The sequence below is a fragment of the Arthrobacter sp. CDRTa11 genome (assembly GCF_026427775.1).
GTDB lineage: Bacteria > Actinomycetota > Actinomycetes > Actinomycetales > Micrococcaceae > Arthrobacter.
Window position 1 is genome coordinate 3,359,705 of sequence record NZ_CP044532.1, and the last position, 11,909, is coordinate 3,371,613.

The following is an 11,909-nucleotide window of genomic DNA, read 5'->3' on the forward strand; positions in this document are numbered from 1 at the left end:
CCCACGCCCCTCATCCAGTGCGGGCCAGGAACTCCCGGACCCTGGCGCGGGCAGGATCCCGGTCATAGGAGTTCACCAGTGCTCCGGCCATGCGGACAGGGTCACCAAAGAAGAAGTACTCGTAGAGCCCCTGCCGGCCTGAGAACGACGAGATGCTGGCATCGAATGCCAGCTTGAACAACCGGATACGTTCCGGGCCGGTGAGTGTTTTGGCCTGCAGGTACATTTCGATGTCCGGGAGCGCTTGGCTGGCCACATCCGCTTCGCCGGGAAGGGCCATCAGCCCGGAGGCGCAGAACTTTCGGATGATCTGCGGGAACCGCTGGGCCACCTTGGGGTACCAGTTGCGGGCAGCATTGAGCGTGGACCACCGGGGCAGCATCACACCGTCGTCATTCACCGCAGCTTCAGCTTCCGACGCCGTCATCAGCGCCTTGCCGATCTCAACGGTTTGGATCAGCTCGGCAAGGTCCTCCTGGATGTGTTGGAAACCGTCAATGCCGATTGAATCGGCAATTTCGGAGGCCAGGCCCAGATAGAACTCACTCTTGGCGATGGTCCTGGTAACCACCTGGTGCGTCATCAGGGCTCCCGCGCCGGTTTCGGAGTAGAACCCGTTACAGAGCTCAGGGTGGCCGAGCATAAAGATCCGCTCGTTGGGGATAAAGACGTTGTCAAAAACCACCACCGCGTCCATTTCCTCGAACCGGCTGGCCAGCGGTTCGTCGTGCGCGCTTCCGCCGTGATAGAGCGACGCCCTGCACAGGTAGCGCACGCCGTCGGCATCGTTGGGAACTGCAAAGGCATACGAGTAGGGGGCGTCCTCCGGTGTGGCCCGCAGGAGCGTGGACGGGAACACCAGCAGTTCGTCGGCGATCGGGCCTATGGTTGCCAGCATCCTGGCGCCCTTGACCACAATCCCGTCGTCGCGTTCCTCCACCACCCGAGCGGAAAGCTGGCCGCCCATCTGCTCCGATCCGGAGACGGACCGGTTGGCCTGCGGCGGAATGAGGGTATGGGTGGCCAGCAAGTCACTTTCCCGGCACTGTTCGTAGTACGCCCGGATGTTTTCGCCAAACATCGGATCCGCCTGGGCGAACCATTTTTCAGCTCCGGCCAGTGCGGTGAGTGCGCTGTTCATATAGTCCCCGGTGCGGCCCAGGAAACCATTGGAATACTCCGCCCAGGTCCGGATGGCCGCCCTGCGGTGGGCCAGGTCCTCCCTGGTCCGCGGAATCAGGAAGGAGGCGCTGACCTTATCCCCCGTGCTGGGTGAGTCATAGGTCAGGGCCTCAGCGTAGTCAGGCTCGTGCTGCATATCGAAGAGCCGCGCATAGGTGTGCGCCACGTTGGCGAAGGCCGGGTGCTCAGCAATGTTCTCGGTAACCACCTCGCCACCGATCACCACGTGGGGCTTCATGGAATTGAGCTTGTCCAGGTATTGCTGGCCGGTACGGATGCCCATCTTGTTTCTCCAGTCGTCTTTGAGCTGATGTGATGGCCTGATGGAAGTGGCAGTCAGAGGAGTTCCTCAATGCCAAGCTGGCTCTCAGGAAGGGTGGTAAACCTGCTGTTGGCGAAAGCCAGGGCATCACCCCTGCGGTAGTTGAAGTCGGTCACCTCCCCCACGTAGAGCGTGTGGTCCCCGCCGTCGTACGCGGCCCACGGTGTGCATTCGAAATAGGCCAGGACTCCGGCGAGCCGCGGGGCGGTGGCGCCTTCCACCCACACAGGCTTCGCACCAGGCCAGCCGGCAAAGTGCATGGCCAGCTGGCGTTGTTCGGCGCCCAGGATGTTAACGGAAAACGGCCGGCCGGCTAGTTCATCATGGGCTTTGGCGCTTCGCGCGATGCCCACCAGCACCAGGGGCGGTTCCAGGGACACCGACATGAAGGAATTGACTGTGATGCCGTGGCGTTTGGTGGCACCATCGAAAGTCACAATGGCTACACCTGTGGCGAACCGGCCCAGGCTGCCCCGGAAGTGATGGAACCGCGGCGCTGAGGCACGGCCTGCGACCGGACGCTCAGGCTGGCTCCGCGGCTTGGACATCATCGTTGATCCCTCAGGTGCGATCACATTGAGTTCTGGACTGCCATGGCGGGTAGTTCTGTTTACTTCTATAATCAGTTCTATATTCGAACTACCAGTTCCTATATAGGACGGTACTCGGATACATCAGGCAAAACAAGACCTGCCAGGTCCCCAGCCACAGCCGCCTAGGATGGACTCATGAACCCCACAGCCGCCGCCCCTGCCGGGACAGCGCCCGCGCAGGCCTCGCCCTCGCAGACCCTTTCCCGGGGTATTCGCGCCCTTGAAATCCTGGCTGCTGCCCAGAACCCCCTGACCATTGCGGAGCTGGCAGATGCCATGGGCGTGCACCGTTCGGTGGCGTACCGGATTCTGCGCACCCTCGAGGACCACTCACTGCTGGTGCGCGACGACGCCGGGCGGGTGCAGCCCGGCCCGGGGCTTGCCGTGTTGGCGCGGGGCGTTTCCCGGAACCTCCAGGCTGCGGCGTTGCCCGAACTCACCCATCTGGCCAACACCCTCGGCATGACTGCGTTCGTCACGGTTTGGGACCATCACGAATGCATCACCCTGGTGACGGTTGAACCACGGCATTCAGGGGCAACTGTGGCCCAGCACCCAGGCACGCGGCACCCGATCAACGCCGGGGCCCCCGGCATCGCCATCCAATCTGCGCTGACCGAAACGGAATGGAATCAGCTTTCAGACGGCATTCCCTACAGGCCCGAGGCCGCGGAAGCCCGCCAGGCCGGGTATTCGACGAGCCACGATGAAGTCATCGCCGGCGTGTCATCGCTGGCAGCCCCTGTCCGGGTTCCGGGCGGCCGGCCGGCGGCGCTCGCCGTCGTCTACATCCGCTCCGCCCATGACCCCGCCACAGTAGGCAAGGCACTCGCCGAAAGCGCGGCCAGGATCGAACGCCAGCTGGCATAGCCGCCGCCGGTCCCTTTTCACAGGCCTTCCAACCCTTCCGGAGCGTCCGGTACCGCGCAGGTAGCCGCTGCTCTGGCATCCCTGCGCCGGAGTACGACGGCGGTGGCCAGGCCGAGCAGCAACAGCGCCGTCGCGGCGCCCACCGTCACCAGAAAAGCCGCCGCGTAGCCGTGCGCCTGCGCCAGCTGGCCGGCCAGCGAGGATCCCAGGGCAGTACCGGCAACGATTCCGCTGGCAAGGGCCGTCATCACCGTTCCAAGGCGCCCGGCCGGGGCCACCAGTCCGCCGATGGAAAATACAGTGACCATCAGCGGCCCGACAGGAAGTCCCAGGATGAGCAGGACGGCCACCATGCCGCCTGCGGAGACCGGCACCAGCAGCAGGACGGACAGAGCAGTCATCAGCGCAGCAGACACTAGCCAGCGCAGGGAGACGGCAAACCCGCGCGGCCAGTAGGCGACCCACAATGCGGTTGCCGCTGAACTCAGCCCCATCACTGCATACAGCAGCCCGGCCGCCTCGGAACTGGCGAAGCTGGCCCCGAACGCGCTGAGTGCTGTCTGCGCGGATCCGAAGAAGGTCCCCATGCAGACCATGGCCAGGACGGGCAATATAACCACTGCCGGGAATGTAGCGCCGGCAGCTGAAACTGCACTGCCACGTAGAACCGCGCTGTTCCCTGAAACTGCCCTGCTACGTGGAACCCGGCTGCTCCGTGGAACCGCTTTGTGCGTCCTGTGGACAGCGAAGGCAGGGACCAGGGTAATGGTCAGGGCTGCGGCGACAGCGAGCGGGAGCCACGGCGCCAGCAGGCTGGCAAGGATTCCCACCAGTGCCGGCCCCAGGACGAAGGTGACTTCGTCTGCCGTGCTCTCGTAGGACAGGGCCGTATCCAGATCGGCGGTGTTCCCCGCGCGGGCGCTGCCCGAGGTGAGTGCCATCCACCGCACGCGGGCCAACGGACCCACCTGTGGACAGCTGGCACCTGCCAGGAAGGCCGCAGCAAACACTGCCGCGGGAAAAGCCCCGGCTGCACCCATGGCGGACGCCACGGCAATAAGGGCCGCGACGGCGAGCGCGTTGAGGACTGCGGCGGCAAGGAGGACGGGGCGCTGGCCCCTCCGGTCGGCGAGCGCCCCGAGCAACGGTGCACCCACCGCCGAGCCGATTCCGACAGCACCAGCAACAGTGCCGCCCATTGCGTAGGAGCCGGAGACAGAGGTGGTGAGGGTGAGGGCGCCCACGGTAAGCATGGCCAGTGGCAGCCGGGCAAACAGGCCCAGTGGAATGAAGCTGCGGCCAGCGAGCAGCGGCAGCCTCGCAAACCGATTGCTTGGGGGGGCCGTGGGGACGTCAGTCTCCGCTGTGGCCGTGGAGGAGGTCTGGGAAGGGAGGGTCGAAGGGTTCAAGATTCCGGGCTCAACTTATGTCGTGCGCATCGTCCCTCCTCCCGATGCGCGCAACCCGGTAACGGTTTTGATTATATCCTCCATGCCGCAGATCGCCTTGTCCGCAGCCAGGATCAGGGCGGTTCCACGGCGTCCGAGATGCGAAGGGTGGATCCGTTGCGGCCCTTGACCACCTGCAGCTGCGTTCCAATGCGCTGCTTCATTTCGGCGACGTGGCTTACCAGACCCACAACGCGTCCCCCGTCGCGAAGCCCTTCCAGGGCGTCCATCACCTGTTCCAATGACTGCTCGTCCAGGCTGCCGAACCCCTCATCCACGAACAGGGTTTCAATCTGGATGCCGCCGGACTCCTGCTGCACAACGTCTGCCAGCCCGAGCGCCAACGACAGGGACGCCATAAACGACTCCCCGCCGGACAACGTGGAGGTATCCCGGCGGTGCCCTGTCCATTGGTCCACCACTTCCAGGCCCAGCCCGGACTTGGCACCGCGGGCGGCCTTCGCGTCTGTGTGCTGCAGCAGGTAGCGGGCGTCGCTCATTGCTACGAGCCGCTCTGATGCCGCCAAAGCCACCTGCTCCAAGCGGGCGGCGAGGACGTAGCTGTTCAGGCTCATGCGGTAGCTGTTGTCTCCGCGGCCAGTTGCGGTCTCTGCCAGCGACGTCAGAAGCTCTGCACGCTCCCTCGGCCCGCGTCCCGAGTGCGCAAGGTCCTCGTATTGCCGCTGGATGGCCATCAGCGACTCCAGCGAGCGCAGGGCCAACCCCGCAGCAAGGCGGGCCTCGCGGGCTCCTTGTTCAGCCTGCTCAGCCTCCTCACGGAGTTCTGCCAACCGCGCACCGTCCCCTACGATGCCCGCCGCCTGTTCCTTCGCGGCCAGCACGATGTCTTCAGAGGCGAAAAGCTCGGCGATCCGCGCCTGTTCATCGTAGCCTTCGCGTACCTCGGCCTGCAGCGACGCTGCCTCTCCTCCTGGCAACAGCTGGGAGCGGGCCTCCTCCGCGCTGCTGAATCCGGTCTCGGGCAAAGCAAGTTCCAGCTGCCGGCGTGCGTCGGCCGCCCTTGCCTTGGCTTTCTCCAGCTGCACCTGGGCGTCCACGGCCTTTTCGAGCGTCCGGGCAGCATCCTGCAGGGAACGCAGGCGGTGCGTGAGGCTTCCGTGGCCCGAGCGCAGGCCTGCGAGCGCCTGGTCCAGGGAGGCCATCTGGTCCAGCACCTCGGACAACGTGGAGGCCGCCTGTGCACGTTCCGACTCTGCTTTGGTTCGTGCCGATTCGGTGGCTGCCATTCTTGCCTCCAGCGACTCCAGCTGCCCGCGGATGGCGGCGACCTTGTCCGCGGCGTCCTGGGAGGCAACTGCGGCCCGGCGCGCCTTGTCTGCGGCCCGGACGGCCTCGGCCTCGGGGGTGTTCCCGCCCTGGCCGGCGAGGACCGCCACCAGTTGGCTGGCCTCCCCCAGGTTGGTGGCAAGTCCGGCGAGACGTGTTTCCGCGGCCTCCACGGCCTGGTGGGCGTCCTCTTCCGCCTGGCTGAGTCCCAGGGCTGAGGCGGCAGCCTCCGCCGGGGACGGATGGGTCAGGCTTCCACAGACAGCGCAGGGCTTTCCCTCGGCCAGCCCGGCTGCGAGTTCCGCCGCGGCGTTGGCCAATCTTTCTTCCCGAAGGTCAAGCCAACGGCTCTTCTTCTCCAGGAGGACACCGCGGAATTCCTCGTGGCGTTCCTTCGCCAGGCCCTTCGCTTCAACAGCCGAGCCGTAACGGCGTACTACGTCAAGCAATTCCTCAGCTGCAGTTGCTTCCTTGGAGTGAAGGACGGCAGCTGAAGCCGCCTCCTCCAGCGGCTCAAGAACTCCGGAAAGTCCTGCCTGTTCCGTCCGCAGCGATCCCAGAAGCGTGCTGAGCTCAGCTGCTTCTGCGGCAAGTTCCGCCTGCCTGTTCTTCAGCGCAACGCTTCTGACAGAGAGGGTGCGGAGCCGCTCCTCGTCGGGAAGCCGGCCCTCCACAACCGCCAGGAGGGAACGCAGGCGGCTGAGTTCCGCCGCAGCATCGGGGGCATCGGCAGTCCACGTACCGGCGTCGGAGAGCTCCGTGTCCTCTTCCGCCGCCATGCGCAGCAGGGTGAAAGCTGATTCCATGGCACCGGTGGCATGGCGCAGCTGCGCCTCGCTGCTGTCCACCGCCTGGAGGTGCCCGCCGAGGACCTCCGCCTGGCGGTGCCGTTCAAGGCGGGCCGCCTGATCCTGCAACAGGGCAAGGGAGGCCTCTGCCGTGGCCTTCCGTGCCGCGGCGGCAGCGAGCCGTCGATGCCGGTCCGTCCGCGCGGCCTCGGTCTCCAGCTGCCCGGCCTTTATCCGGCTCGAAGCGTCCGCCTCCTCTGCCACCCCGGAGAGTGCCGTGGCGCGCTCGGCGACAGCTGCATGGAGCCATCCCAACCTGGCCGTTGCGTTTTCCGGTGGCGGGGCCGAAGAGGTGTCAATCCCGACGGCGGATGCCTCGGACCAGGCACGGGATGCCAGCAGATCCAGCTCACCATTGAGGCGAGCGACGTCGTTCCTTGCGGCCTGCGCCTGGTGCACCAGCTCCTGTTCGACGGCTTCAAAGCGCTGAGTGCCAAAGAGCTTCTGCAGCAGCTCCAGCCGGTCGGTTGCCTTGGACCGAAGGAAGGCCGCGAAGTCGCCCTGGGGCAGCATCACGACGCGGGTGAATTGATCCCGGTCCATCCCCAGGAGGGCTGTAATCTCCGCACCGGCTTCATCGTTGCGTCCTGACTTTTCCGTCCAGGCCCCACCCACCTTCTCCCTCAGGAGGGTTTTGGCCTGTTGGGTGGTAAAGCCGTTTTTTCCGCGGGCGCTGGGCTTGTCCCAGGCCGGGGACCGGGTGACCTCGAAATGACGTCCCTGGGCGGAAAATTCGCAGGTGACCGCCGGCTCGAGGGTAGGTTCCGCGTGGTCGCTGCGCAGGCGTTTGCCCTCCTGCCGTGCGCCGGGCACCGATCCATAGAGGGCGAAGCAAATGGCATCCAGCACGCTGGTTTTGCCGGCACCAGTGGCACCGTTCAGCAGGAACAGGCCATGCCCGCTGAGCCTGTCGAAGTCGACTTCCTCTGTGCCGGCGAAGGGACCGAACGCCGAAACCGTTAGACGATGAATCCTCACAGCGACGCCTCCTGCAGGCGCACGTTGTCCAGTGCGGAGGCCAGCGCCTGGCGCTCAGGCTCTGTGGCATCGCGCCCGCGCACGTGCTCCAGGAAACCGCAGCAGACGGACAGGTCATCCTGGGCCTGCGCCAGCCTGCTGCTGTAGCTTGCCGGAACTTTAGAGGCCCCGCCCTGCGGATCGAATCCCAGAACCAGGGTGTCCGGAAAACGGGCACGGAGGTGCTCCATGGCCTGGGCAGGCCGTTGGGCGTCGGTCAGTGTGATCTGGCAGTAGGCATCCTCCGCCCAGGCGTGTTCTGCGGATTCCAGCAGGTCTGACAGCTCCCCGCGCAGCACAGCCAGCTTCCGCGGCGCTTCCCACTGAAGTTCACTGACGTCCGTCACGCCCTCAGGGCCGACGTCGATAAGCCAGGCCCCTTTGGTGTGTTGGGCCTCTGAGAAGGAGTAGGCCAGCGGAGACCCCGAATACCGTACTTCCGGCGAAAGGCACTGGCGGCCATGCAGATGGCCCAGGGCCGTGTAGCTGAAGCCGTCGAACAGATCCAGCGGAACGGCGCCAACTCCCCCAATGCTGAGATCGCGTTCGCTGTCGGAGCTGATGCCGCCGCTGGCAAACGTATGCGCCAGGACCACCGCGTGGACCGTGCTCCCTGACCTCCGCCGTTCAAGGTCCTGGCGGACCAGCCCGGTGGCCGCCCTGGTGACCTCAAAATGGCTGGCTGTGTCCACACCCAGCTGTTCGGCAACAAGGCGGGGCTCCAGCCAGGGAATGCCGTAAATGGCGAGCACGGCCCCCTGGGCCGGGTGATGAAACTGGGCTGGGTCATCAAGCGGGGCCTGGTCATCAAGCGTGGCCTGGTCATCAAGCGTGGCCTGGTCATCAAGCGGCAGCAGCAGCGGCTGGTCAAGGTCCGCCAGCCGGGTCCGAAGGTGCACACCGCCTTGTTCGAGGAGCCGTGAGGCAAACCCCAGCCTGATGGCAGAGTCATGGTTGCCGCTGGTGAGCACTACCTTTGCCCCTGCTGAGGTGATCCGCACCAGGGCGTCATCCAGCAGGTCAACCACATCCACGCCGGGGAGGGCGCGGTCATACACATCGCCGGCAATCAGGACGACGTCAACGCCCTGTTCCGAGACAGCGTTGACGAGCTGATCAACGAAAGAGCGCTGGGCGTCCAGCATTCCAACGCCGTGGAACGACCGGCCAAGGTGCCAGTCAGATGTGTGCAATAACCGCATATTTCTACGCTAGCGGCTGCCACCGACAGTTTCGGCAACCGCCGCAGCAGCCAGCGTCGTTCAGCAGTCCTCTAGCCGCGCTTTCCCTCAAAGAAGTCCTGCGCCTCATCCCGGCCGTTGCGGCCGCCGTCCGCTGCTCCACCACGTGTGGCATCGGCCCTGGCATCTTTATGAGGCGTCACCGTCTGGGCAACCGGCGATCCGGCAACCCGCGTAACAGTGCCTGCTACTGCGTCATCTGCCTTGTCGGAGTGCTCCCCGTCCCTGGGGGCGAGCCTGTCATCGCCGTCCGTGTGCTCCCCGTCCCTGGCGGCGTGCATGTCAGGGTCATCCAGGTCGTCATCAGCGTCGTCGGCGGCGTCGTCGGTGGCGTTTTGGGTGGCCGTGCCGGCGAACGGTGCTGCAGAGTCCGGAGATGTGGCGAACCCACGGAAGGCAAGCCCGGCAATGGCCGCTCCTACCAGCGGGGCAACCCAGAACACCCATAGCTGTTCGAGGGACCAGCTTGAACTGAACAGCGCCGAGGCGGTGGCGCGGGCGGGGTTGAAGGGGGCATTGCCCACGGCCTGGCCCAGCTGCAGCAGCACCGCGAAAGCGAGGCCCACGGCAACCGGCGCCGCGGCTTTGTTCAGGTTGTTCCGGGCTGTGGCGCTCAGGAAAACGGCAACCAGGAGGGCGCTGCCGACAACTTCGAGCAGCAGGACTCCCGCCAGCGGGGCCTGGATGATGGAATGCTCGCCGAATCCCGCTGTGACGGTGTCGAAGGCGGTCCGGCTGTCCTGGATGCTGGGCAAAGTGCGGAGGATGCCGAAAAGGGCGAGGGCTCCAACAAGGCCACCCACCAGCTGCGCACCGACGTAGGCTGCCGCCCCGCCAAGGCTGATCCGGCCTGCAATCGCGTTGCCCACTGTCACCGCAGGGTTGAAATGCCCGCCCGATACATAGCCAAAGGCAAGCATGGCGGCGGTGACGGCAAGGCCTGCGGCCAGCGCGGCCGGCAAGGGGCTGGACTGCGGGATCGAAAACAGCGGTACGCCCAGGCCGGCCACCACCACGAACAGACTCCCGAACGCTTCCGCTGAGAGCCTCGCCAGCAGTCCGTGCCGGACTTCGGCTGCGCCGCCACCTGGCTGGCCGTCGTCAGGAGAATGATGGGCGCGAACAGGCATGGTCATGGGTATTGCAGTCCTTTGTGATGGGGGTCCTGAATGGGGCGGAACAGGACAGGATGTCCCCGTTCGGCATCTGTATTGTGCCAAGACTATCTGGATGTTGGCTGGGTCCGGGCTGTGCGCCGGTTCGGGCGCCGGTTCAGGCAGTGGTGGCCACCACGGTAAATTTACTCATATGACCACAGATCCCGGCCCCTTTGGCGTGCCACAGCTGGCGTCCCGCATCCATGGCTGTCTCCTGGGTGGAGCACTGGGTGATTCCCTGGGCTACGCCGTCGAGTTCGACTCCATCGACACCATTCGCCGGCGCTTTGGTGCGGACGGGCTCACGGACTTTTCAGCGCTCGACGGCGGCAGCCACTTTTCGGATGACACCCAAATGACGCTTTACACCGTGGACGGGCTGGTGGAGGCCATTGAATGGGCCAACTCCGGGGTGGGTGCGGACGTCAACGCCTGCCTGTGGCTGGCCTATCTCCGCTGGCTGTCCACGCAGGGCGAGGCCGCTCCGCCGTCCGCCCCGGTCCCCCAGCCGCGGTGGATTGACGGGCAAGAGGTGCTCAAGCACCGCCGGGCCCCGGGAAACGCCTGCCTCAGCGGACTGGCAACAGGGGAAATGGGAACAACTTTTCGTCCCGTCAATCCGCAGTCAAAGGGCTGCGGCACCGTGATGCGGTCTGCACCGTTTGGGCTCATCCCCCACATCACGCCCGACGCCATCTACAAACTGAGTGCCGACGCTGCCTGCCTGACCCACGGACATCCCTCGGCCCGGCAGAGCGCGGGCAGTTTCAGCCTATTGATCCACCGGCTGGTTTCCGGCGACAGCCTTCGCGCGGCGGCCGGCACGGTCCTCGCCGGGGTGCACGACATTGACGGCGTGGCACCCGAGCTGGTGCAGAGGCTGGAAGCAGCTGTGCGCCTTAGCCGCTCAGCCGTACTGTCCCCCGAGGACCTGGTCATGGAACTGGGCGAAGGCTGGGTTGCCGAGGAGGCACTCGCCGTCGGACTTTACGCTGTACTGGTGACCGACCCGGCGCGGGACGCCGGGCCTGCACACGCGGCTGGCACTGGCAACAATACGGGCACGGCGAACAATTCAGACTCTGTCCCACCGACTGCGGATCCACAGGAGCATTTCCGGGCCGCCATGGCGGTGGCAATCAATCACAGCGGGGACAGCGACTCCACGGGATCCATCGCCGGAAATATCCTGGGAGCATACTACGGCGAGCCATGCCTGCCGGCGCCCTGGCTGGACGCGCTCGAGGCCCCGGACGTCATCCGCGGAATGGCCGATTTGATGGCAGGGGTTACGACCGCCTGAGCGGAACGTTATTGCATGCCTCGCAAATGTCCTCAGGAATGAGTCCGCGGCGCTGAAGCAATCCGAAGATCACGCAGCCCAGGCAGAAGCCGGCAAAGGCCTCAAGCGATGCCGCCGCCACCAGCACAGCCAGGACAATCCATGCCGCTGGAGCGGCGCCTGCAAGGAACAGGACCAGTGCTGTGGTGGAAACAAAGGCGCCCATTCCCTGCGCGAAGCGCTTGGGCGGTCCGGGAACAAGTTTTGCCGGCCCCAGGCGGGGCGCCAGGACTTTGACCGAAAGCAGCGCCAGCGGCGATATCCGGGGCCCAAACAGCACCCGCAGCCAGAATCCTCCGGCGATCAGCAGCAGACCCCAGCCGGAGCCGGTCAGCAGCGTTGCGACAGCGAGCAGCACCACCAGCCCTGCGGTGATCCGGGCAGCGTATTCGTTGACCGGGTTGGGGAACGCAAACACGGTACGCCAGTCCACACCGGTCTTGACGGGTGCCGGGGAATTCCGGACGTCCGCCGCTGGGGCGTCAGTGGGCTTGGTGCCTGCGGATTTGGTCATGCTGCAAATCTAGGAGCCTGCCGCCCGGCAGGAAAGGATTGTTGCGCCACATGAACGCCGCAGCTCCAAGGCCGCTGCTCCAAGGAAG

Annotated in this window: 9 protein-coding genes; 2 read left to right on the plus strand and 7 right to left on the minus strand. The window is 65.6% G+C overall.

Going from position 1 to position 11,909, the window contains the following annotated elements; all coding sequences use genetic code 11:
- Positions 1–10: 10 nt before the first annotated feature.
- Complete coding sequence (gene hpaB, locus F8G81_RS15150; RefSeq protein WP_267275520.1) at positions 11–1,465, minus strand: 4-hydroxyphenylacetate 3-monooxygenase, oxygenase component; 1,455 nt, start codon at positions 1,463–1,465, stop codon at positions 11–13.
- Positions 1,466–1,518: 53 nt separating this feature from the next.
- Positions 1,519–2,055: a flavin reductase family protein gene (locus F8G81_RS15155; protein WP_267275521.1), complete on the minus strand. Its 537-nt coding sequence runs from the start codon at positions 2,053–2,055 to the stop codon at positions 1,519–1,521.
- 177 nt (positions 2,056–2,232) lie between these two features.
- On the opposite strand from F8G81_RS15155, the gene F8G81_RS15160 reads away from it, so the two are divergent.
- The gene (locus tag F8G81_RS15160; protein ID WP_267275522.1) at positions 2,233–2,967 is read left to right on the plus strand and encodes an IclR family transcriptional regulator; all 735 of its coding nucleotides are present in this window, start codon (positions 2,233–2,235) and stop codon (positions 2,965–2,967) included.
- Between the two features lie 17 nt (positions 2,968–2,984).
- Here the strand turns inward: F8G81_RS15160 and F8G81_RS15165 are convergent, their stop codons facing one another.
- The 4 genes from F8G81_RS15165 to F8G81_RS15180 form a co-directional block, all read right to left on the minus strand.
- Positions 2,985–4,376, minus strand: coding sequence for an MFS transporter (locus F8G81_RS15165; protein ID WP_267275523.1), 1,392 nt, complete (start codon positions 4,374–4,376; stop codon positions 2,985–2,987).
- A 113-nt stretch (positions 4,377–4,489) separates the two neighbouring features.
- Entirely contained in the window at positions 4,490–7,528 is a 3,039-nt protein-coding gene (locus F8G81_RS15170) for an AAA family ATPase (RefSeq protein ID WP_267275524.1), read from the minus strand.
- Positions 7,525–8,769 (minus strand): exonuclease SbcCD subunit D, encoded by a 1,245-nt coding sequence (locus tag F8G81_RS15175; RefSeq protein ID WP_267275525.1) that lies wholly within the window; start codon positions 8,767–8,769, stop codon positions 7,525–7,527. The genes F8G81_RS15170 and F8G81_RS15175 overlap by 4 nt, the downstream gene beginning before the upstream one ends.
- Before the next feature lie 71 nt (positions 8,770–8,840).
- Positions 8,841–9,944 carry an MIP/aquaporin family protein gene (locus F8G81_RS15180; RefSeq protein ID WP_416377058.1) on the minus strand — a complete coding sequence of 368 codons (1,104 nt, stop codon included), beginning with the start codon at positions 9,942–9,944 and terminating at the stop codon, positions 8,841–8,843.
- Between the two features lie 172 nt (positions 9,945–10,116).
- Here F8G81_RS15180 and F8G81_RS15185 point away from each other — a divergent pair, with 172 nt between their 5' ends.
- Positions 10,117–11,268 (plus strand): ADP-ribosylglycohydrolase family protein, encoded by a 1,152-nt coding sequence (locus F8G81_RS15185; protein ID WP_267275526.1) that lies wholly within the window; start codon positions 10,117–10,119, stop codon positions 11,266–11,268.
- Here the strand turns inward: F8G81_RS15185 and F8G81_RS15190 are convergent.
- On the minus strand, positions 11,255–11,821 hold the full coding sequence (locus F8G81_RS15190) for a DUF4395 domain-containing protein (protein WP_267275527.1): 567 nt from the start codon (positions 11,819–11,821) through the stop codon (positions 11,255–11,257). The genes F8G81_RS15185 and F8G81_RS15190 overlap by 14 nt on opposite strands.
- Positions 11,822–11,909 lie beyond the last annotated feature (88 nt).